This is a genomic window from Roseobacter sp. HKCCA2468, assembly GCF_037805105.1.
In the GTDB taxonomy this organism is placed as follows: domain Bacteria; phylum Pseudomonadota; class Alphaproteobacteria; order Rhodobacterales; family Rhodobacteraceae; genus M30B80.
Window position 1 is genome coordinate 73,332 of the sequence record NZ_JBBLYN010000006.1, and the last position, 20,462, is coordinate 93,793.

The following is a 20,462-nucleotide window of genomic DNA, read 5'->3' on the forward strand; positions in this document are numbered from 1 at the left end:
TTTGCGCCTGATTTTGGGATCAGCAAGCCCGCGCAGGCGGGAGTTACTGGCGGTGTTGGGGATCTCACCTGACGACATCGCCCCTCCTGAAATTGATGAAACCCCGCAAAAGGGGGAACATCCGCGCGCCTATGTCACCCGTATCGCGCGCGAAAAGGTTGCCGCTGTATCATCTGCGCCCGAGGACATCGTTCTATGCGCGGATACGACCGTATTTATGGGGCGGCGGATTTTGGGCAAGCCTGCGGATGCCGTGGAGGCTGAGGCGTTTTTGCGCCTTTTGTCGGGGCGCCGTCATCGCGTCATAACCGCATTGGCCGCCCGCAAAGGCGCGCGCGTGATTGAGCGCGCAGTTGAAAGCCGTGTGAAGATGAAATCCCTCAGCGATGCGGAAATCGCGGCCTATCTGGCGACAGACGATTGGCGCGGCAAGGCAGGCGGCTATGCCATTCAAGGCCCTGCTGGTGCGTTTATTCCGTGGATTTCAGGCAGCTATCCCGCCATTATGGGCCTTCCTTTGGCCGAAACAGCCAGTGCCTTGGCGGCCTTGGGCTATCCCGTTTGGAGACAAGAATGAAGGGCTGCGTCATTGCATTGGATGAGGTTGCAGGGCGCAAGGCGGCGGCATTGATCGTTGATGGCCGCCTGCAGGATATCCGTATTGATCCCCCTGAAAATGACCCAAGCCCCGAGATTGGCGAGATTTACCGCGCCAAGGTGGCCCGTGCCATGGGCGGGCAGGGCGGCGTTATGGTCACCCTTCCCGATGGGCAATCAGGATTTTTGCGTGGGGTCAAAGGCCTTGAGCAAGGGGCAAGCGTGGTTGTTCAGGTCATGGGCTATGCCGAAGGCAGTAAGGCCGCGCCTGTGACCACACGGTTGTTGTTCAAAAGCCGTTACGCCATTGTCACGCCCGCAGCGGCAGGGTTCAACATTGCCCGCTCGATCCGTGACGAAGAAGACCGCGATCACCTGTTGGAACTGGCCCATGAGGCGATGGAGGGCGCGCCTGAGGATTTTGGCGTGATCCTTCGCTCAGCCAGCGCTGAGGCGGCGGATGAAGATATAGTTGAGGATGTCACCGCCATGCGCGCTTTAGCCGAGGCCGTGGTGGCCGATGTGAATGGCGCCCCCGAATTGCTAGTTGCAGCCCCCACCTCTCATGAGATTGCATGGCGCGATTGGACAAGCCCGATGCCTGATGAAGTGGTGGAAAGCCCCACCGCGTTCGCCGATCTCGGCGTGGAGGAGGCGGTTGATGCCCTCCTCTCCCCGCGGGTGGAGTTGGGTGGTGGCGCCTGGGCCATGTTTGAACCCACCTCTGCCCTCGTGGCGATTGATGTGAACACGGGCGGGGATTTATCCCTTGCGGCAGGGCTTAAGGCCAATTTGGCTTTGGTGCGTGATTTGCCGCGTCAATTGCGTCTGCGTGGGTTGTCGGGGCAGATTACAATGGATTTGGCCCCGATGCCGAAAAAAGACCGCCGTCTGTTCGAGGATAAATTGCGCAGTGCCTTGCGCTCTGACGCGACCGACACGGTGCTTGCGGGATGGACACCGCTTGGCCATTTTGAACTGCAGCGCAAGCGCGACCGCGCGCCTTTGCACGAGATATGGCCGTCATGAGTTGTCCGATTTGTCAAAAAGAAACAGTCGCGGCCTATCGCCCTTTTTGCTCGCGCCGCTGCGCGGATGTGGATCTGGCGCGATGGTTGAACGGATCATATGCCGTGCCGTCCAATGACCCCGAAGATATCGAAGAAGCCCTTGATCAAGCAGCCCGCGCCAAAGCATTTGGCCGCAACGGCGATGGCGAGGATGACGTAGGGCCGCTGCAATAGAAAAAACGCGATAATTTTGCGCAAACCCTATGGACAGCCCCCCACGAAGGCCCTAGAACGCCCCCACCCTGATGGTCTTCCGCCATCTCCCGTGCCCGGGTAGCTCAGGGGTAGAGCAGTGGATTGAAAATCCTCGTGTCGGTGGTTCGATTCCGCCCCCGGGCACCACTTCAAAAAATATTCGAATAAAATCAGTGATTTGATGTGGCTTTAGTCCCACTTTTTGGTTTTTGGGGCAAAAGTGGGACTTTTTTGTTCACCCTTTGGGCTCATTTTGATGGCGCGATAGGTGCTGCATTCCGGCGGTTGCCAATATTTTTTGGCGAGCAGACCGCGTGTAACGGGACGCTTCTTTTAGGGTGCTCCAGCCGAACATTGCCATGAGCTGGCGTTCTGTTGCACCGTTCTCTGCTGCGATGGCCGCGCCCGCTTTTCGGAGACCATGGGCGCTACAATGTTTGAGCCCCGCTGCATCGCATTGTTTTCGGAACCAATTGCCAAAGCCATTCGCGGTGAAGGGGCGTCCATGCTGCGTGACCAGGAATGAGAGATGGCCTGTGTCCGTTTGATCAAGGACGTGCTGAAGCTCTGGTAAAATTGGCAATGACAGCTTGACGGGTTTGCGTGCTTTGTTTTTCTCCTGCGTGAAGTTCAAGTAGCCGTCTTTGACATGCTGCGGACCCATTCGGACAACATCAGAGCGCCTTTGACCCGTGTATAGAAGGAGGGCGAGTGCGAGCCTGGCTTTCGATCCAATAGGATGATGTGCTTCGAACTGCGCCACTTCGTCCACGCTCCAAGAATGGAACCCATCTCCTTTTGATTGAAGATACGGAACATCGCGTGCTGGATTGTTGTTTGCCAGCTCATATTCGATGGCAAAATTGAACACTTGGCGGAGCGCCTTTACCAAAGCATTGGCAGCTTCTGGCGCACTCGCCTTTGTGTCTCGGATTTTACGAACATGCCGTGGTTCCATCAGGTCATAAGGCTTGGTGCCATGCTGGCGGCATATGCCCTCAAGGATCAGTCGCCGGACATGACGTGTTCTTGGGGCAAGCTGCATATATTCTGCCGAGCAAAAATATTGTTCGCACAGCCATTTGAAGCTGTTGGTGGGAGCGCTGTTGGTCAGCGGTTTTGCACTCTTTGGGCGTATCAAGCCGTTAAATGCATCCCGGTATTCTTGGATGAACTCCTGTGTGCCAGGCTCAGCATGAAGACGGATTTTGCCCTGACCTGGCTTGCGCAGATAAATCCTGACATTGCCATGCCGATCTCTGTCCTCAATCACATATCGCAGTGTGAAGGAGCCAGATCTGTCTTTCATGCTGAACTTTGGCATCATGTCACCTGTGGCTTAGTGATCCCAAGGATTACATTCACGGGTGACGCCATCGGGGATGAGCTCGAAGGCTTCGTCGACTTGTTTGCGATCCCACACCGTTCGGCTGTTGATCCGCTTTGGCGTCGGCATTCTTCCGTCTTCCACTAACATATCGAATAGAGAGACGGACACGCCGATATACGCGGCCGCTTCAGTGCGTGAGAGGCCGCGTGGCGGGAGCGAGATTGGTAAGATATCCGCACGTTGTGCCATCTCATGCCCCCCACCGGTCGAACCAATCGTCCAGTCTCCCCTGATCTCCTTCCGCAGCCTCATCGATGATCTGGCCGATGACGTCATGGAGACGGGAGGCGGCCTGGATCATGGAGGCGTGCTCGTAATGGGTGAGGGTGGTGGAGAGCTGGTTGTGATTGAGAATGCGCGCTGCGGCGAGCACATATTCTGGTTTGTCGGCTGTGAGGGCGCTGGCGGCGCAGTCTCGGAAGAGATGCGGGTTTATGGCCGTGCCAAGGGTGGCCTTGGTGCAGCGCTTGCAGCCGTAATAAAGGGATTGATCAGACATGGCCTCTGCACGGGTGGAGACCCAGAGCGGGCCGCCTGAGGGCAGGGGGGCGTCAATGGGCAACTCCGGCTGCCGGAGAAGCTTCTGCCTGTAACGGCGCAGATAGATCTGCATAAGCGCGCGATACTCTTCGTCCTGCGGGAGATAGAAGTCCAAGGGCGTCTTATCCTTCATCTGATGCGCCGCAAAACTGCAGCGCCAGAGGTCGCCTGCGAAGGTGATGGTCTCACCTAAGGTGAGAGATTGCAGATTGCTGAGCCGGATGGGTGACCAAATCAGGAAGGCCACAGACATTGCATCGCGGAAGCGTGAGGCTGATTGGACGGTGAGGGTGCCTTCCGACCTGATCGACCACATCTCTGCAGCGGCTGCCTTCCAGATCTCTGAGGGGGCTCGCAGGCGCTCGGCCTTTTTGCGGGAAGGCACGGCGCGTGCGTTCAGCCGGGTGCAGAGATCCCGCAGTAAGGTCAGATCGGCCCTTGGCTCCATCACGCGGATGGCTTCCGTCAGATCGGTGATGCGCGAGGTGATGGTCACACTGGCCAGCCCCTGACGGTCTAGCTCAGCGAGATACCCGCGCAGATGGTCTTCCGAGATGCGCTCTGAGGGGAAGATGGCAGGATCAAGCAGGCCGCTGCTCTGCAAATACCAGAGCCATTTGGCATAGCCCTTTTGGACTTGCAGCTTGGTGGCCTCAGACCAATGGGAAGCCTTGCCTGCCTTTTGGAAGTAACGGCCCTCTTCAGTGGCGGACTGCCAGAGCCTGCGGTCTTGGTCGGGCCAGTCGTGAAGGGGCAGGGAGGTACGTTCAATCTTACTCATGACGCACGCCCCTTTGGTTTGCCCATCAGAGCCAAGGGATCCATGAACAGATCCTCATGACGCTTTGGGTTTTGCTTCTGCTCTGTGAAGGCTTGGGCCACACCATCCCGCCGGGCTTTGGTGATCACCTCGCCGTAAAGCTCAATCGCCTTTTGGGTCTCAGCGCCCGCATAATGCGCATAGGTGGTCGTGAGAGCCTTATGACCCAGAAGCTTGCGCACGACCTCATAATGACCGGGCAGGCGATCTAGGAGGAGCTTGGCCGCCGCATGACGGAACTGGTGCGGGGTTAGACGGATCGCGGCGTGGGACCAGAGCGTGTTCGTGATGAGCTTGCGCAAGGCCGAGCAGTCTTTTGCAGCCCCCTTGCGTCCCGGGAAGAGATAAGGGCTTGCGCCAGGGATGAACATCATGCGCCAGTCATCGATATAGCGCTTCACCCGCTCGGTCGTGGCCTCTGGTAAGAGGAAGTCGAGCGCTACTTTGTTCTTCACCTCTTCCATGGGCACGACAATGCGCAGGCATTTACCATGCCAGATGAAGTGCTGATCGAGACGCAGAGCATTGAGATTACGGATCCGCATCGGCGCGAACTGCAGGATCTCGATGGCAACGGCCGCCTGTATCAAGAGATGCGCATCCTTGCGCACACTGCCCTGTTCAACTGTCTTGGACATGGAGAGGGCGCGGTCCCAAAGCACTTGCGGCAAGGTGAGGAAGCGCAGAACGGCCTTTGGATCATCAAACTGATGCATGGAGGCTGCATTTTTCTCGGAGAGCCCGTCATGGGAGAGGCGCAGCTTGGGCATATGCTCTGCAAAGAAGGCCACATCTTCATCGGAGGGCTCACAGTGCTTGACGGCGTAACAGCGCACGCTCCAAGCAAGCTCCCCGATATGCTTTGAGGTCTCGCCCCCATTGCGTTCCAACAGCCAGTTGATGCCGGTCTTAAACATGGCGGGCGTAACCAGATCACGGAGGGACAGAGCGCGGCTTACATCTACACCGTTGTAAGAGAGCGCAGAGATGTAACGATGCAGCTGCCCCCGAACCGCATCGATGCTGATTGGTGCGAAGGGCTTCTTCAAACCCTTGCTGAAGACATCCTTGCTGGCGAGGTGGTCGAGATAAGCATCGATATCCGCCTTCACAGGATCAGAGACGAGAGCCCAGTCGATGGCATAGAGCCGGTCTTCATAACGCGGCACCTTAAGCGTGACCTGAGGCCAGCCCACATTGCGATGCTTCTCCACCATTTGGTTCCAGACACGGCAGGTCGATTGATGCCGCACGCGGGGGTGTTTGATCAGGCTCTCGGCCTCAAGGGCAGCAAGATAGCCGTCAGATACAACGTCAGAGACAGAGACGGGTGCGATCCCTTGGTTTGAGCAGTAGCGCATAAAGCGGCTGAGCTCAGACTTATGATAGGTGTCGCCAGTTAGAAGATCATAAAGCACCTGCCATTCAGCCGTGAGCTTTGCTGAGGCTGGGGCAAGCTTGGTGTTGATCTTCAGATGCCGCATCGCGCCCAAGATCAAAGACCGCACATTTTGCACGCGGCGCCGGGTTACATTGATCAAAGTGGGATGTACACGTTCAAGCTTCTCACGGATGTAAGGCGCAGAAGCTGGGATGCTGGTCTCAGGCAAGTGGAACCATTCCGCCAAGCTGCGGCAGGCGGAAGCGATATCGCGGCGCTTATACACGGATAGCTCATGATCCGCTTCGATGCGCGCGCGCAGCTCAGCCAAGCTCATCTGATCGGCGTCAAAGAACGGGTTATGCATGGTCATGGCGGTTACTCCAGGAAGACGTGAAGGAAGATGCAGGACAGTTTGGGTCACGTGAAGCCATCCGAGACAAAATACTACATATAGTGCAAATATACCACAATTGATGGTAAAGATAACAACATATAGATTTGCACGAAGGCGCGTGATCGAGGGTCAAAGCAGACCCAAAGGGGACAGTCAGGGTCATCCGAACATCCCCCCTGAGCGGTTGCGGGCGATGAAGGCCTCAAGGTCTGCAAAGGCAAACCGCAAGGCACTGCCCACCCGAATGCAGGGCAGATCACCGCGTGCGATGAGGCGCTTAACCGAGCGCTCGGATATAGCGAGATACTCCGCCGCCTCACTGATCGTGAGCAGGCGGAATGGTTTTGAACTGCTCATGGGCAGATCCTCCATCCAAGAGTTGAGAATGTGCGCCCGCCACATCCGCTCGCGCGCAGTGCCGCGCCATCAGTCGCGCAAGCGCCTCAAGCGTGGCACAAAGATCAGCCGAAGCTGCCTGTGCAGAAGGAGGGATATGAGGACGCAGATTAGACATGCGCCGAGAATAAATCTGCGATTCGGGCTGCGCTAACTTAGGCAGCGTAAGCAGATTTTATAAATTTATATCAGATGCTTAGGGCCTACGATCCATTGCAGTGTCATAGGCTTGGGCCGCAACTTTAAATTTTGCCTTTTCGGGGATGACCCGCTTTGTGCCCTTAAAATCTTCGGTTTGATAATCACCCAGTGGTTTACCCATGCGATAGGTGGCGAGGACAGCTTTGTCGTACGAACTTTTTGCAAGATTGTCGTAAGTGGCAGACAGCCGCGCCGGTTGGCCAGTCGTGGCCTCAAATACATCCGCGAGGCAGTAGAAGGCTTCATCCAATGCTTGATTGAACTTAGGGTCATCGAACTCATTGAGCGAGCAGCGCATACCTTCAATAGCATCCAGTAGTGTTTGTCGGTGCTCAGGGTTAGCGAAGTTGATTTGATCAAAGTCCTCAACTTGAAAATACATACGCCCCTTAAAGGCGCCGTTTAGGATTGCCTTTGTGTCGTCAGAGAGCTTGTCAACGCGCCGTTCAGTGCGAGCGTGGTTTGGTTTTTTATGACGCTCGAGAGCCTCTTTCAGCATACTCAGTTCTTTGCGCATTTGAGGTAGTCGGCCGGCTTGCACCTGCTTCTTACGGCTTTTGCCCGCTGATGCGCGCTGAACGAGCACAGCTTCTGCCCAACGATGTAACCCGTCGCGCAGCATGCGTTCAGCCTCAGCCGGCAATGGTGTCCCCAAGCGGCACATGTGATAGTAAGCTGCACTAAGGTTACGCTGCAGGAATTTTGGGATTTTAGGCATCGTTGCAGGGGGTCTTACGTATGCAATTGCTCGAAACCCGTGATACTAAAATGCGTGTGTTTGATGGGTTTTCTCCAATTACTGGTTCCACCTATTCTAATTAAACTGCAATCTGCTATAGTTTTGGTGGGATATTTACAGGTTCATTTAATTGCCTTGCTGTAACTGACCCTACACTTTGTTGGCTTTTCTATGCTAGTCCGTTAGCTCTTTCAGGGAGCTGTGCCTTAAATCGGCCTTTATTCATATGTGTAAAAATCCCTTTCAGGTCTAGAGCCCGAGGACTAAGCTAATAGCAACCTATCCCCCCTTGGGGTCACTTGGTCCAACCAACGTCAATAGGATGCCCAAGTGGCGCGTCGAGTTCTTTTCTACGGCGTTCCGCGCACGTCAATTCATGGATCTTGAAACTTGGGTATGTAGTTTCATTAGCGTGCTATTTTGACGAAGAGGGTCTAGTAGAAGATTGGTGGCAATTACATCCATCCGGTGGCATATTGGAATACGATTTTTGATGAGAGGCCGGCATGACAAAGATTACCAATGTTTCAACGCGTCTTTTTCGCTTGCCACTCTCCGAGATCCTGTCTGACGCTAAGCACGGTGATCACACCCATTTTGAGTTAATTACAGCCACAGTCACGCTCGAAGATGGTAGAGAGGGTACTGGATATTCTTATACTGGAGGCTGGGGCGGTCACTCAATAAAGGCTATGATTGACCATGATCTCACGCCATTTTTGATAGGCAAGAACGCCGAACACCTTGAAGACCTGCATGATCAGATGCGTTGGCATATCCATTATGTGGGGCGTGGAGGTATATCGGCTTTCGCTATTGCCGCTGTGGATGTGGCACTCTGGGATATTCGTGGAAAAACACACCAATTGTCATTGTGTGAAATGGCCGGTGGCGCTGCGCAAACTTGCAAGGCCTACGTCGGCGGAATTGACCTTAATTTTTCGCTAGATAGGCTCTTGCAAAATATGGATGGTGTGATTGCGAGGGGTTTTAATGGCGTCAAAATCAAAATTGGGCGCGAAGATTTACAAGAAGACATAGATCGCATTTTCGCGGTTCGTGAGCGCATAGGCTCTGAAATGATGTTTATGGTGGACGCTAACTATGGAATGTCTGTTGATAAAGCCATTGCTGCAATTCATCAATTTGAAGGCGCGGATATTACTTGGTTTGAAGAACCAATCGATCCCGATGATTTGGATGGATACCGCAGGATCCATTCAGAAACAGGTTTTCCACTAGCGATTGGAGAAAATTGTCATTCTCTAAATGATTTTGAGCTTTTGGCGAAAACCAAGGCATTTAGCTTCTTTCAACCCGATGTGGCAACCTGCGGTGGAATAACAACATGGCTTCGTGCGGCAGAGTTAGCCGAGCGACAGGGGATCAGTTTGTGCACTCACGGCATGCAAGAACTTCATGTTAGCCTTTTGTCAGGACGCAAAAATTCGGGCTGGTTGGAGGTACATGCGTTTCCTATCGACACCTATACTCTTGCTCCCTTAACATTGAATGATGACCATATGGCTGTCGCACCATCTACAGCGGGAATTGGTGTGGAGTTTGACTGGGAAAAACTCGAAGCTGACAATGCACTTAACATATAAATAACTTCGATTAGGTATTATTGGGCCGGATAGATCAGCATTGCTCTAAAATCATTAACGTTCGTCAATGTTGGGCCGGTGATAACTTGGCCGTCTACTTGTTTGAAAAAATTGTGCGCATCATTGTTTTCCAATGCGCGTTTGGGGTCCACACTTCGCTGTCGCGCACGTTCAAACGTTTCTGGACCAGCGTATGCTCCAGCTACCTCAGCGGCACCATCGACGCCATCCGTGTCACATGCGAGAACATGAATGCCATTTCTTTCCTTCAAAGTGATTGCCGCAGAGAGAGTGAACTCAGCGTTTGGGCCTCCGATACCATTGCCTCGGCGCGTGACAGTACATTCGCCGCCTGAAAGCAGTAGAATTGGAGAGGCGTTCTTCTGCATTGCAGACTGCAACTCAAGTGCTAGTCGTGCGTGGGCTTCACCCAGTTCGCGCGCCTCACCTTCAAGCGCCTCACCAAGAAGACGGACATCGAAGCCACTAGCAGATGCATGATTAGCTGCTGCCGCAATGGATTGTGAAGGCGCCGCAACGATATGTGTCGTTGCAAATGCCAATCGCGGGTCATCCGGTACGACTACAGTTGATCGCGCAATGGCTCTCCGAACATTATGGGGAACTGTTATGCCGTAGCGATCGATGATCGACAATGCATCATTGGCAACACTCGTCTCTCCGACAGTTGGGCCAGAGGCGATCTGACTCGGATCATCGCCAGGCACATCAGAAATAAGTAAACTGACTAAGCGGCCGGGATAGCAAGCTGCAGCCAGCTGGCCAGCTTTTACTTGGCTGAGATGCTTGCGAACGACGTTTATGTCACCAATCGGAGCGCCAGAGGCGAGTAGTGCACGGTTTACGTCAATTTTGTCCTCAAGCGTCAAGCCATCACTTGGTGCGCAAAGCAAGGCAGACCCGCCGCCAGAAATGAGCGCAAGAACAAGATCATTGGGCCCAAGCCCTGCAACAAGGGCAAGCATTTGATGCGTTGCAGCTTCGCCTGCCGCGTCAGGTACAGGGTGCGCCGCCTCAACAATCTCTATGCCTTTGCAAGGGCGGGCGTACCCATATCTCGTAATCACCAGGCCTTCACAAGGGCCATAAGTGGCCTCGACAGCCTCAGCCATCCGCGCGCTTGCTTTGCCCGCGCCAATAACCAAGAGACGGCCCTTTGGAAGATCAGGCAGATAGTCTTTCAGCACACGCATAGGATCCGCAGTTTTTACCGCAACCCAAAACAAGTCTGTGAGAAACTGACGGGGATCGCGTTGGGAGGCTATTAAAGGGGGCATCAAATTGACCGACTTAGAAACCAACGTTTATGGCATTTCGGGATATCCGCGCCTTGGTTTTGCAGTATACCGAAGACTTTGAAGCCCAAAGAAGCATAGAAATGCAGTGCTTGCTCATTTGACGTATCCAGCCATGAGCTATGGCACCCAATCGATCTGGCGCGGACAAAGGCGTTTGTCACCAATGCACGAGCATAACCTTGCCGACGGAGTTTCGGTGTGACCCAAAGCACTTTGATTAAAAGCCATCCATAGCTTGTTGATCCAGCCAATCCTGCAGCAAGGCTGCCGTCAGAACTTATAACCGACAATGTGATCGCCTCATTCCTGCTTTGGGGCAGGCTCTGCCGCAAATCTGAGAGAAGGCTCGTTTCGAGCTGTGCCGCAACCTCTGGCCCTGCTAATTCGATTGGAAGAAGGGACATGGGTCAGGCCAACCATTTTGCATAGTCGCTTACCAATAAATGGGTTGGTGCAACATCTTCGTCGATGGTTGCAAATCGTCCAATTGGTTCTCGGAAGATATTATCGGTTTCGTCGTCATTGACGGTTGAGACCTCTCCGATCAACACATCGCCACCTTCGCCCCAGAAAGCGTGCCAGTCACCTGGCATAAGCGTAACACTTTCACCGGGCGCCAATTTGAGCTTTTGCCCCGCAGCGTAATCGACCCTAATGCCATCACAAAATACGGTGCCGCCTTTGTCTTCTGCAAAGTTTCCGTGATCGTCCGAGCCAAATAGTTCAACAATCAGATCAGCGCCGCCGCGGTTAATGATGTCCTCGGCTTTAATGATATGAGTATGCATAGGGGAAAGCTGATCCTGCCGAGAGATCAGTAGCTTTTCGGCATAGCACATACCGCCTCCGCGCTGCAGATCCTCAAGCCGGCCATTCCTGAGCGTGAACAGAAACAAACCCATTTCGTCGAAGTTGCCCGCCCCATAATCTGTAATGTCCCAACCGCAGCGTGCATTGATTACATTTTGCGCACGCTTTTTTTGATCAGTGAAAGTTTCGGGTGACCAATACGCAAAAGGTGGCAGCGTAAATCCGTACTTCCTAATGAGTTCATCGGCTTCCGCCATGATGGTGTTGATAGTGGAACGTTTCATTGGCGTTTACTTATTCTAGTTTGCATTAAGTTGGGCATTGCGATCCGTTATTGGCTTTACGGGCGGGGGGGGAGGTAAAAGGGAACGGATGTCACAAAATGGGTAAATAGGATGGTGCTGAATAGCCTCGGCATATCCGTCATGCCCGCATTGAGCCGCACGAAATTTTCCTAAAAGCTGCGCCTTTTCAGAGAATCGTAACGGGTCTTGGCTCGTATGACATAAAATTGCTGACCGCTTAATGTCCTGGAATATAGTTGTGTCAATGTAGTGAGTTGGGCTGGTGCCCACACCCATCATTGTATCTAGCCACGCAATCGGTGCGCGAAATGATGCGGCTTGGCGTGAAGCCTCAGCAATAGCGCGATGATCTGAATGATAGTCTTGTGGATGATGCGCTAATATTAAATCGGGCAATATCTGGGAAAAGGCGTTCCTCAATAGAGACGACAGATTAGCGCAGTTATTCAATTTACCGTCAGGAAGCTCTAGAAAACGAACTTCGGCTCCAAGTATTTTCGCCCCAGCAATAGCCTCATCAATGCGCAACTTGCCGAGGGTCTTGGCAGGCAATGCCCCGCCCCTTTCGCCATTGGTTGCAATGACGATGTGAACTTTGATAGCCATTTGAGCGTAAGCAGCTATCAGCCCGCCAGCGTATATCTCAGCGTCATCTGGGTGGGCGGTGACAATAGTGACCCTGGTGTTCATGGCGCCTCAAGAATTTCAATTACCATCGCCGCCGTCCATGTGAATGAACCGCCACCACATGGTTCTCCATTTATTGGGCCGTAATATTCTGCAAAGCCGCTTTTATTGATTAATTCCAAACAGTCCCGTTTGATCCGGGAGGCCATTTTAGTCTCACCGGCAATCAACAGTCCGTCTGCAATCATGTAATTAACAATCAACCAAACGGGCCCGCGCCAGTATCTTAAAGGTTCGAACTGTGGTGCTGATGGAGGGTGGCTCGGCACTAAATAGGAACAACTTTTCGAAAGTGTACTAATTCGTTCTGCGAGCAATCGAGCGCGACTTTTTGAAATTGGTGCAAAAGCGGCAAGGAGACCTCCGATCGAAGGACTGTTTATTAATGTGCCGACAGCCCTATCTAGGCAAAGATATTGGCAATGCTCATCGGACCAAAGGCTCTCCATTGCCGCTAGTCCTTTGCTAGCCATTGCGCGTGACTGCGCAGCAATCTCTTTTTCTCCCAATTTATCTGCAAGTTGAGCGAGGTCGACGCACGCTCGAATTAGTATTGCATTGAAGCCAGGGTCAACGATTTGAAACGGCGAAGCATCATGGAGTTTTGTATTATCCCAATCCAAAGAACGGAATCTTTGAACAAGCCAAATGTACCGCTTATATTGCTCGTCAGTAGGGCGATGATCTGGATTTGCATGGTTTGTGTCGCGCCTCTTAAATGGGCTAACGCCTTTGGTCGGAATGCGTTCAAAAGCTTCGTCCCAATCCACTGAATTGTCGCGACCGCTTTCCCAGGGATGAATTATTGCGACAAGGCCGGTGCCATGTGGGTCGCGGTTGGCAAAAAACCATTTGTGCCACGCGTGAATGCGCGGCAGCAGCGCCCGCGCCTTCTCTGTGGCGAGCTTCTTATCCTTTGCGCGCTCGAATATTCGTAACGCGGCGAAGCCAGCTACAGGGGGCTGGGTTATACCCGAAGTTGGCACCGTTTTGCCTGTAGCCCAGACTTCAGGCCCTGGAAAATAACCATCATCCATCTCGTGGAAGATTATGTGTGGCACCATGCCATCAGTCCACTGATGCGCAAAAAGCGTCTCAAGTTCTGTCCAGGCGCGAGCTTCGTCAAAATGAGCGAAGCCAAGTGCGCTCAGCGCGCTGTCCCAGTTCCATTGAAACGGATAAAGTCCATGAGTCGGAACCGTGTAATAGCCCCGGTCGTTTTTAATCATTACAGCTTTGGCTTGATCGATAGTTTGTTGTTTCATTGAAGCGACTCTTTAAAGGGCTGCCGTGGTTTTTGGATCGAACCACCGGATACGATTAGCTTGAGGAGCTAAAGTTATTTTCTGACCTGATTTGACAGATGTGTCGCTGTCCATGACAACCCGGAAGAGGTCGCCTTCAACAGTACAAGTTACAAGTAAATGGGCGCCCAAAGGCTCCACTATTTTTACCGTAGCGCATATTCCTGCGTCGGCGGGTTTCAGATCCTCCGGGCGGATTGCAAACTCCAGCTTGTCAGTTCCAGTTTCAGGGCCGGAAAACTTTACCCCTGCAACGGACCATTCTTTACCGACACGGGACGCCGGCAAGAAATTCATCGGAGGATTGCCAATAAAGCTCGCAACGAATTTCGCTGACGGATTACGGTATACTTGGATTGGGGTATCCGCCTGGACAATTTTACCATGATGCATGACGCTAATGCGGTCAGCCATGCTCATTGCTTCAACCTGATCATGCGTCACATAGATTGCGGTGGTTTTGCTTTCCGCCAAAACCCCCTTTAATTCAGCGCGCATTTCCATCCGCAACAGCGCGTCCAAGTTGGACAGAGGTTCATCCATCAATATTACGTCAGGCTCCATTGCCAGTGCACGTGCGACGGCAACTCGCTGCCTTTGCCCGCCCGATAGCTCCCCAGAATACCGAGATAAAAGCATTTCAATGTGCATTAGTTCGGCAACTTTGCCTACTCTTTGACGCACAACATCATTGGGTAGCTTTTTCATGCGGAGGCCAAACCCAATGTTCTCAAATACAGTTAGGTGTGGAAACACTGCATAATTTTGAAACACCATTGCGATGCCTCGATCCTTTGGAGGAAGATGGTCGATCCTTTTTCCACCAATCCAAACCTCCCCCGAGCTTGCTGTTTCAAGGCCTGCGATTATGCGAAGCAGCGTGGACTTCCCGCAGCCTGACGCTCCAAGAAGAACCATGAACTCCTGATCGGTGATCGTGAGGTTGATATCAGTTAGCGCCTGATATTCACCAAATTTCTTGGCTACATTTTTAATTTGAATTTCGGCCATTCAACGATTTCCCATTTTTTCGCGGCTTAACGGTTCGCGATACCCCACATGGCAAACAGATATTTGCGCACGGCGAAGATGAAAATTAGTGCGGGTACTACCAGGATGAACCCGCCTGCGAATTTTAAATGCAGTGGCGATGTGCCTAAATTTTGAAGCAAGAAAGCCGTTAGTGTTCGGTTTTCAATGGTAAGCACAGCAGCTGCGAAAACTTCGTTCCATGAAATCACAAAGGCGAAGATTGCTGAGGCAGTGATGCCTGGTAAAATAAGCGGCAAAACCACCTTCCTAAACGCTGAAAGCCGAGTGCATCCTAGTGTCCATGCAGCTTCCTCCAATTCCAACGGAATCCCAGAAAACAATGAAAAAGTGATCAAAACTGCAAACGGAATAGCAAGCGTAGTGTGGACCAACGACAAGCCAAAAACTGTGTCATCTAGCCCTGTTTGAATAAACATTACTGCTAAGGGCAGCGCCAACAATGGTAACGGAAATGCTCGGGTTAGTAGGATCAATAGTCGGAACAAATTTTTGCCTACGAAATCAAAGCGAGAAAGTGCATATCCTGCAGGGGCGCCAATCAATATCGACATGATCATTGTCAAAAAGGCTACCGCGATCGAATTTTTTAAGGCAGTAAGCATACCTGAAAATTCGGCAAAAAACTGCAGGCTCCCGAAATCAAATTCGGGAAAGAATGATTTCGGGAAGCTGTTTACAGTTTCAGGCGATGAGAGTGTGTTAATCAACAGAAAGTAAATTGGTACGATTACCCACGCGCACAGCAGGACAACAGATGAAACGTAGACAAGCTTTGCGCTGCTCCCAACGGGCCGAATGCCATTTCTTGATAAGGTTTTATTCATATTGAGGCGCCTTTAGGAACGCGCAAAACGCGAAGGATGACAATTGTAAATGCGATCGATATCCCAAGAATGATCAAAGCTATCGCGGCGGCTGCCCCAGAGTTTAATAGGTCAAATTGGTAAGCGTAGGTCTCGCCCATTAGAACCGGAAACAATGTTCCTCCCAGTGCAGCGACTACCGCAAAAATTTCGAATGCCAGGATTACCCGTAAAACTAGCGCCGTTTGCAAGCTGGGCCTAAGAAGAGGAAAGGTGATCCGAATGAATTGTTTCCATTTGGATGCGCCAAATACGTCTGCTGCCTCGTAGTATTCCTTAGGGATTAGGCCAATACCAGCCACTAGAATTACTAACATGATCGCTGTCGCGCGCCAGATTTCGGCAAGAGCGATTGCGGTGAATACGATCAATGGGCTTTGATAACTGAGGAGGTTCATTGGGCGCTCGATCAGCCCGAGACCACTTAGCATTGAGTTCAAGAAGCCGGACTGTTCAAATATTGCGAGCCAAATAATCCCTGCAGCGAGATCAGATATCCCCAAAGGTATGGTCCAAACATATAAGATTAAGTCACGGCCCTTATTCATTCGACTAACCATTGTCGCCATGAGCAAGGCCAACGCTAACTGGATAGGAACCACAGCCGCCGCGAGCAGCAGAGTGTTTTTCAATGAAATTGGAAACTTCCAGTAACTGATGACGTCCTGGAAATTGCTTAGGGTCCAGCCACCATCATCTCCCTGAAATGCTTGCTGGGAAACCAATACAAATGGATAAATAAAAAACGCCAACAGAAATACAACGACCGGCAAAATCAGCACATAGGGCAATATACGACTGTTCATCGGCCGCTCCGTTTGAAAGGTAAGTCTTATTGAAATTGTTAGGATCAAAGTCTGCTCGAGCCAATACGGCCCGAGCAGACCTCGGCCTCACTTGGGAGGTTTATTCGACGGGGCAGGCCCCATCAGATGGTGCATCAGGCGCCCAGCATGGGGCACCGGTATCGGTCATGATTGCCGCGAGGGTTGCCTTCTGATCATCGAGAACCGCGCGAATGTCTTGGCCACCCAAGATTATACGCTCGAAGGAGTCGACGAAGACTCGATTGAAATCACCCCCTCGATCACCAAGACCAGCCGGCAAGAGGCCAGGATTTGCATCTGGTGACCCACTCATGGCAGCAATCGCACTGCCTGCCGCCTGAACAGATGGTGGCAAATCATCAGGAAGCTCAACGTCTACCACCGGGAAAAAGTTTGTTGTACGGAGCGTGGCAATTTGAGTTTCTGGCTCCAACATGTAGCTCACAAGTGCGCGTGCCTCGTCAATGTTTGGCGCGGTGGCTGGGATTGCAACACCAGCCAGTACTGGCATGAAGCCGCGTCCAGTTGGGCCAGCTGGTGCCGGGAATGCAACGAAGTCATCAGGGCGTTCGTTGAAGGCATTTGCCAGACGAGACGTGTGGTCAAACACAATCCAAGCATCTCCAGAGAGCAATTGCTCTTGCATGAAGGAGAAGTTTGTCGACGCGGGGTTTGTATGCTCCCACAAGCGAGCAAAGGTTTCCCAAGCGTTCACTGCGGCGTCAGACGCAAACGTGCGGACTACGCCATCGGTAAATGAGGGATACAAGTATCCTTGGAAGAAGCGGTGCTTAAGCCCATCTGGACCAGCTGGAAATCCAAATTTTGCCTCTCCAGTTGCCTCATGTACATTTGCCGCCCACTCGATCAATTGGTCATAGGTGAGGGCGTTAATGTCCGCGCCATCTGGCAAGTACTGCAGAGCCTCGCGATTGGCTGCCATGATATAGCTTGCCTGCATCCATGGGATGTACTGCATGGTGTCGGTGCCAAGCATTGCTAAATTGTTGAAGGTGTCGCTCGCTGAGGCCACTCCCAGATCCGATAGATCAATCAAGTTTTCAGGATCCATTGCCGCAAAGTCACCGTGGAGTGCTCCCAATACCCCAATCGAACCTGAGCCGGCAGACAGCTCGGCGTTGAGACGCGTGACCCATGGGCCCCCGTCATTGGGTTGATAATCCACATCGCCGCTGAAGCCTGCTAGAACCTGCTCTCTCATTGCCTGGGCTTCTTCGACTGGTTTGGCCTGTGTCGACCAAAATAAGATTTCTGCTTGTGCTGTATATGCTGTGCAGGTGAATGCAATCGCGGACACCGCTGTCGCTAATTTCGACTTTACTGTCATGGTTCCTCCCAAAGTGTCATTGAAGGGGTCTATGGCCCTTAAGTGAACTGCCGTTTATCGCAACTGCCGTCATTTGGCGGCGAATCGTGAAAGTGCTTTAATTTGATATAACGTTATAGCAATTGTCAATTATTTACCGCCATTTGATTACCAATAAAGCTAGTTTTCTATTGTTTTTTCTTTTAAAATCAGCATATAAATCTATAGGACATTGATATATCGTTGTACTGAAAGCTAGCTAAAATGGTTGAAAAGCCCACCCTTGAGACGGTTGCAAAGCTCGCCGGCGTCTCCATTCCAACAGTTAGCCAGGCCTTACGTGGTACTGGGAGAATTTCGGAAGAAACGCGTCGCAAAGTGGTCTCTGCGGCTCAACAGTTGCATTATTTGACTGATCAGAAAGCTGCTTCAATGCGCTCTGGTGAAAACCGTGAGGTCGGCTTTGTCATTAATCAGTTGTCTAACCCGTTCAACGCGGAAGTTATAAGCGGCGTGGTCGATTTGTTGGAGGCCGAAGGATATTTAGTGTCGGTGCTCGACACTCGGGATGACGCAAACCGTCAACGACAGCAGTTGGAGTCATTTATCATGCACGGTCGAGGTGGGTTGTTGTGGGTGCCGACAATAGGCACAGACGATACAACCTACAGCCTGCTGCAAGCTCATAAGGTTCCAACGGTCACATTTTTGAGAAACGTAAGCCCGTTGTTCGATCATGTTGGCATCCGCAATTCAGAAGCAACGTATCAAGCCACTCAGCACCTAATTAATCTTGGCCACCAGTCAGTCGCTTACTTGGGTGGTACTCAAATGACATTAGTACGGCGCGACCGTATTACAGGTTATCAAAAGTGCCTGAGCGATAACGGCCTATCTCAGCCTCTTGTGTGGGACTCGGAAGACAATAAACTTGCAGGCCTCAAGTCGATGGATGCCTTGTTAAAGGCTCATCCAAACGTGTCCGCAGTGGTTTGCAATGGCGACATGGTTGCTTTGGGTGCGTGCTTGGCGCTGCAAAGGATGGGCATCGTGCCTGGGCGTGAGGTGTCCATTGTTGGATTCGATGACATCCAGGACGCTGAAGTCGCGACACCGAGATTAACTACGATGGCGGTGTCGCCCGTAAAGTTAGGCCGCAAATTGGGTCAAGTGCTTCTAGCCAGAATAAGAGAGCCAGATATGCCCGTAACCGTTTCCGAGGTGTCGGCTGAGTTACTGATACGAGAAACAACTGGGGCAGTGCATTAGGCTGCTGCCTGGCAGTAATTAGAGATGTCAAGAAACGCGTTTGTCGGTTGTTGTCCGGCTCGACTATTTGCGCAGGAGATGTTCACATGAAGTCGCCGTCGCCATCTTCTGAAGTGGCAAACTGATCAACAAGGTCGGACCCGGCATCGCTAAGGGAAAACAAGCACCGCCAAGCCCAATGGATAGTGCCACTGCAACCATTTTCTATAGTTACACATAGCAACATGGCCTCGGCTATTGAGGGTGTTATAATAGAACTGAAAATCCTTTATTTTAGGGGTTGTAAACGTCGCAAAACGTCAAGGCCCTGAGTTTTCAGATAATGTAGGAGGTCGATGAACACCCAGTTCTCGATCAGTTTGTCACCCCGTCTACGGTAAATATCGACGACTCTGAATTCTCCTGCCGTGTCCGATGCAGGCATTCCAAGAAAGCCGCCGGTTGATTTGGCAGTGAAATTTGGCCACCCGAAGAAGCCGCCGTAATGTCCTTCGGCAAAACGGCATATATGGCCTGTTGCGCTGCGGTCAGTGAAGCCAGCACGAAATGGCCCAGAATGCTGTTTGGCGTAACGTTCAATTGTATATGTGGCGCCAATTCCAGCTGGCCCCCACCAAACCATGTCAGTGTGCCACGATCTGGAAAGTTCTTCCTCCAATGGTAGTCCTGATTTCCATTGGCCGAGATCCGAGATCATTCGGTTGATGGCCTCGAGTGTTTTTGTGCCTTCATTGGCAGGTTGCGATGTCGTCATTATCGCGTCATGGGGAAGTGGCCCAGGTTGAACAAACTGAGCTGCTGTTTGGTCTGGGAAGGGCCGCAAGCCAACTTGCATCATCAGCGCGGGGATGTCCAAGAACAATGCTGTTTCGACAATCTTACCTGACTCTACACGATGAAATTCGGCGTAGCGTAGCATGACCAATTTATTTGTCGGTTTGATGCGTTCATTTAATTGCCTTGCTGTAACTGACCCTACACTTTGTTGGCTTTTCTATGCTAGCCCCTTAGCTCTTTCAGGGAGCTGTGCCTTAAATCGGCCTTTATTCATATGTGTAAAAATCCCTTCCAGGTCTAGAGCCCGAGGACTAAGCTAATAGCAACCTACCCCCCTTTGGGGTCACTTGGTCCAACCAACGTCAATAGGATGCCCAAGTGGCGCGTCGAGGTCTTTTCTACGGCGTTCCGCGCACGTCAATTCATGGATCTTGAAACTTGGGTATTTAGTTTCATTAGCGTGCTATTTTGACGAAGAGGGTCTAGTAGAAGATTGGTGGCAATTACATCCATCCGGTGGCATATTTGGATACGATTTTTGATGAGAGGCCGGCATGACAAAGATTACCAATGTTTCAACGCGTCTTT

20 protein-coding genes, 1 tRNA gene and 1 pseudogene are annotated in these 20,462 nt (G+C 52.0%); 6 read left to right on the top strand and 16 right to left on the bottom strand.

The window, feature by feature from the left end; genetic code table 11:
* Position 1: 1 nt before the first annotated feature.
* The 4 genes from AAC620_RS11895 to AAC620_RS11910 all read left to right on the top strand — a co-directional run bounded on the left by AAC620_RS11895 (position 2) and on the right by AAC620_RS11910 (position 2,009).
* Positions 2 to 577, top strand: a complete 576-nt coding sequence (locus AAC620_RS11895; RefSeq protein ID WP_317655409.1) for a Maf family protein — start codon at positions 2 to 4, stop codon at positions 575 to 577.
* Positions 574 to 1,626 (top strand): ribonuclease E/G, encoded by a 1,053-nt coding sequence (locus AAC620_RS11900; RefSeq protein WP_340245255.1) that lies wholly within the window; start codon positions 574 to 576, stop codon positions 1,624 to 1,626. Before AAC620_RS11895 ends, AAC620_RS11900 begins: the two co-directional genes overlap by 4 nt.
* A complete protein-coding gene (locus AAC620_RS11905; RefSeq protein WP_340245256.1) occupies positions 1,623 to 1,841 on the top strand; it encodes a DNA gyrase inhibitor YacG in 219 nt (72 codons plus the stop codon). Before AAC620_RS11900 ends, AAC620_RS11905 begins: the two co-directional genes overlap by 4 nt.
* A 93-nt stretch (positions 1,842 to 1,934) precedes the next feature.
* Positions 1,935 to 2,009 (top strand) — tRNA-Phe (locus AAC620_RS11910).
* A gap of 88 nt (positions 2,010 to 2,097) precedes the next feature.
* On the opposite strand, the gene AAC620_RS11915 is transcribed toward AAC620_RS11910, so the two are convergent.
* From AAC620_RS11915 to AAC620_RS11940, 6 genes are all read right to left on the bottom strand, one after another.
* Positions 2,098 to 3,189, bottom strand: a complete 1,092-nt coding sequence (locus tag AAC620_RS11915; RefSeq protein ID WP_340245257.1) for a tyrosine-type recombinase/integrase — start codon at positions 3,187 to 3,189, stop codon at positions 2,098 to 2,100.
* 12 nt (positions 3,190 to 3,201) lie between these two features.
* Positions 3,202 to 3,441 carry a helix-turn-helix transcriptional regulator gene (locus AAC620_RS11920; RefSeq protein WP_340245259.1) on the bottom strand — a complete coding sequence of 80 codons (240 nt, stop codon included), beginning with the start codon at positions 3,439 to 3,441 and terminating at the stop codon, positions 3,202 to 3,204.
* 1 nt (position 3,442) lies between these two features.
* Positions 3,443 to 4,573 carry a tyrosine-type recombinase/integrase gene (locus tag AAC620_RS11925; protein ID WP_340245261.1) on the bottom strand — a complete coding sequence of 377 codons (1,131 nt, stop codon included), beginning with the start codon at positions 4,571 to 4,573 and terminating at the stop codon, positions 3,443 to 3,445.
* The gene (locus tag AAC620_RS11930; RefSeq protein ID WP_340245263.1) at positions 4,570 to 6,366 is read right to left on the bottom strand and encodes a tyrosine-type recombinase/integrase; all 1,797 of its coding nucleotides are present in this window, start codon (positions 6,364 to 6,366) and stop codon (positions 4,570 to 4,572) included. The genes AAC620_RS11925 and AAC620_RS11930 overlap by 4 nt, the downstream gene beginning before the upstream one ends.
* 183 nt (positions 6,367 to 6,549) lie before the next feature.
* A complete protein-coding gene (locus AAC620_RS11935; protein ID WP_340245265.1) occupies positions 6,550 to 6,747 on the bottom strand; it encodes a helix-turn-helix domain-containing protein in 198 nt (65 codons plus the stop codon).
* Between the two features lie 235 nt (positions 6,748 to 6,982).
* Positions 6,983 to 7,609, bottom strand: coding sequence for a hypothetical protein (locus tag AAC620_RS11940; RefSeq protein WP_340245267.1), 627 nt, complete (start codon positions 7,607 to 7,609; stop codon positions 6,983 to 6,985).
* 623 nt (positions 7,610 to 8,232) lie between these two features.
* On the opposite strand from AAC620_RS11940, the gene AAC620_RS11945 reads away from it, so the two are divergent.
* Positions 8,233 to 9,333, top strand: coding sequence for a mandelate racemase/muconate lactonizing enzyme family protein (locus AAC620_RS11945; RefSeq protein ID WP_340245269.1), 1,101 nt, complete (start codon positions 8,233 to 8,235; stop codon positions 9,331 to 9,333).
* Positions 9,334 to 9,350: 17 nt separating this feature from the next.
* Here the strand turns inward: AAC620_RS11945 and AAC620_RS11950 are convergent, their stop codons facing one another.
* The 9 genes from AAC620_RS11950 to AAC620_RS11990 all read right to left on the bottom strand — a co-directional run bounded on the left by AAC620_RS11950 (position 9,351) and on the right by AAC620_RS11990 (position 17,849).
* Entirely contained in the window at positions 9,351 to 10,631 is a 1,281-nt protein-coding gene (locus AAC620_RS11950) for a glycerate kinase type-2 family protein (protein ID WP_340245287.1), read from the bottom strand.
* Positions 10,631 to 11,056, bottom strand: coding sequence for a GNAT family N-acetyltransferase (locus tag AAC620_RS11955; RefSeq protein WP_340245270.1), 426 nt, complete (start codon positions 11,054 to 11,056; stop codon positions 10,631 to 10,633). Before AAC620_RS11955 ends, AAC620_RS11950 begins: the two co-directional genes overlap by 1 nt.
* Positions 11,057 to 11,059: 3 nt before the next feature.
* Positions 11,060 to 11,746 (bottom strand): D-lyxose/D-mannose family sugar isomerase, encoded by a 687-nt coding sequence (locus AAC620_RS11960; protein ID WP_340245272.1) that lies wholly within the window; start codon positions 11,744 to 11,746, stop codon positions 11,060 to 11,062.
* 15 nt (positions 11,747 to 11,761) lie between these two features.
* On the bottom strand, positions 11,762 to 12,457 hold the full coding sequence (locus AAC620_RS11965) for a PIG-L deacetylase family protein (RefSeq protein WP_340245274.1): 696 nt from the start codon (positions 12,455 to 12,457) through the stop codon (positions 11,762 to 11,764).
* Positions 12,454 to 13,719 carry an amylo-alpha-1,6-glucosidase gene (locus AAC620_RS11970; protein WP_340245276.1) on the bottom strand — a complete coding sequence of 422 codons (1,266 nt, stop codon included), beginning with the start codon at positions 13,717 to 13,719 and terminating at the stop codon, positions 12,454 to 12,456. Before AAC620_RS11970 ends, AAC620_RS11965 begins: the two co-directional genes overlap by 4 nt.
* Before the next feature lie 12 nt (positions 13,720 to 13,731).
* Positions 13,732 to 14,769, bottom strand: coding sequence for an ABC transporter ATP-binding protein (locus AAC620_RS11975; protein ID WP_340245278.1), 1,038 nt, complete (start codon positions 14,767 to 14,769; stop codon positions 13,732 to 13,734).
* Between the two features lie 26 nt (positions 14,770 to 14,795).
* Positions 14,796 to 15,635 (bottom strand): carbohydrate ABC transporter permease, encoded by an 840-nt coding sequence (locus tag AAC620_RS11980; protein ID WP_340245280.1) that lies wholly within the window; start codon positions 15,633 to 15,635, stop codon positions 14,796 to 14,798.
* Positions 15,632 to 16,480, bottom strand: coding sequence for a carbohydrate ABC transporter permease (locus tag AAC620_RS11985; protein ID WP_340245282.1), 849 nt, complete (start codon positions 16,478 to 16,480; stop codon positions 15,632 to 15,634). The genes AAC620_RS11980 and AAC620_RS11985 overlap by 4 nt, the downstream gene beginning before the upstream one ends.
* Before the next feature lie 100 nt (positions 16,481 to 16,580).
* Positions 16,581 to 17,849 carry an ABC transporter substrate-binding protein gene (locus AAC620_RS11990; protein WP_340245284.1) on the bottom strand — a complete coding sequence of 423 codons (1,269 nt, stop codon included), beginning with the start codon at positions 17,847 to 17,849 and terminating at the stop codon, positions 16,581 to 16,583.
* A 243-nt stretch (positions 17,850 to 18,092) separates the two neighbouring features.
* Between AAC620_RS11990 and AAC620_RS11995 the strand changes: the two genes are divergently transcribed.
* Positions 18,093 to 19,097, top strand: coding sequence for a LacI family DNA-binding transcriptional regulator (locus AAC620_RS11995; RefSeq protein WP_340245285.1), 1,005 nt, complete (start codon positions 18,093 to 18,095; stop codon positions 19,095 to 19,097).
* Between the two features lie 268 nt (positions 19,098 to 19,365).
* Here AAC620_RS11995 and AAC620_RS12000 read toward each other — a convergent pair.
* Positions 19,366 to 20,040, bottom strand: a pseudogene (locus tag AAC620_RS12000) (nuclear transport factor 2 family protein); the annotation flags it as partial.
* Positions 20,041 to 20,462 lie beyond the last annotated feature (422 nt).

What these genes read in the sequence shown, in the direction of transcription:
- AAC620_RS11950 (WP_340245287.1), bottom strand. Translation starts at nt 10,631, where the DNA reads ATGCCCCCTTTAATAGCCTCCCAACGCGATCCCCGTCAGTTTCTCACA.
- AAC620_RS11985 (WP_340245282.1), bottom strand. Translation starts at nt 16,480, where the DNA reads ATGAACAGTCGTATATTGCCCTATGTGCTGATTTTGCCGGTCGTTGTA.
- AAC620_RS11900 (WP_340245255.1), top strand. Translation starts at nt 574, where the DNA reads ATGAAGGGCTGCGTCATTGCATTGGATGAGGTTGCAGGGCGCAAGGCG.
- AAC620_RS11995 (WP_340245285.1), top strand. Translation starts at nt 18,093, where the DNA reads ATGGTTGAAAAGCCCACCCTTGAGACGGTTGCAAAGCTCGCCGGCGTC.
- AAC620_RS11905 (WP_340245256.1), top strand. Translation starts at nt 1,623, where the DNA reads ATGAGTTGTCCGATTTGTCAAAAAGAAACAGTCGCGGCCTATCGCCCT.
- AAC620_RS11920 (WP_340245259.1), bottom strand. Translation starts at nt 3,441, where the DNA reads ATGGCACAACGTGCGGATATCTTACCAATCTCGCTCCCGCCACGCGGC.
- AAC620_RS11945 (WP_340245269.1), top strand. Translation starts at nt 8,233, where the DNA reads ATGACAAAGATTACCAATGTTTCAACGCGTCTTTTTCGCTTGCCACTC.
- AAC620_RS11970 (WP_340245276.1), bottom strand. Translation starts at nt 13,719, where the DNA reads ATGAAACAACAAACTATCGATCAAGCCAAAGCTGTAATGATTAAAAAC.
- AAC620_RS11955 (WP_340245270.1), bottom strand. Translation starts at nt 11,056, where the DNA reads ATGTCCCTTCTTCCAATCGAATTAGCAGGGCCAGAGGTTGCGGCACAG.
- AAC620_RS11965 (WP_340245274.1), bottom strand. Translation starts at nt 12,457, where the DNA reads ATGAACACCAGGGTCACTATTGTCACCGCCCACCCAGATGACGCTGAG.
- AAC620_RS11990 (WP_340245284.1), bottom strand. Translation starts at nt 17,849, where the DNA reads ATGACAGTAAAGTCGAAATTAGCGACAGCGGTGTCCGCGATTGCATTC.
- AAC620_RS11915 (WP_340245257.1), bottom strand. Translation starts at nt 3,189, where the DNA reads ATGATGCCAAAGTTCAGCATGAAAGACAGATCTGGCTCCTTCACACTG.
- AAC620_RS11925 (WP_340245261.1), bottom strand. Translation starts at nt 4,573, where the DNA reads ATGAGTAAGATTGAACGTACCTCCCTGCCCCTTCACGACTGGCCCGAC.
- AAC620_RS11935 (WP_340245265.1), bottom strand. Translation starts at nt 6,747, where the DNA reads ATGAGCAGTTCAAAACCATTCCGCCTGCTCACGATCAGTGAGGCGGCG.
- AAC620_RS11975 (WP_340245278.1), bottom strand. Translation starts at nt 14,769, where the DNA reads ATGGCCGAAATTCAAATTAAAAATGTAGCCAAGAAATTTGGTGAATAT.
- AAC620_RS11940 (WP_340245267.1), bottom strand. Translation starts at nt 7,609, where the DNA reads ATGCTGCGCGACGGGTTACATCGTTGGGCAGAAGCTGTGCTCGTTCAG.
- AAC620_RS11980 (WP_340245280.1), bottom strand. Translation starts at nt 15,635, where the DNA reads ATGAATAAAACCTTATCAAGAAATGGCATTCGGCCCGTTGGGAGCAGC.
- AAC620_RS11960 (WP_340245272.1), bottom strand. Translation starts at nt 11,746, where the DNA reads ATGAAACGTTCCACTATCAACACCATCATGGCGGAAGCCGATGAACTC.
- AAC620_RS11930 (WP_340245263.1), bottom strand. Translation starts at nt 6,366, where the DNA reads ATGACCATGCATAACCCGTTCTTTGACGCCGATCAGATGAGCTTGGCT.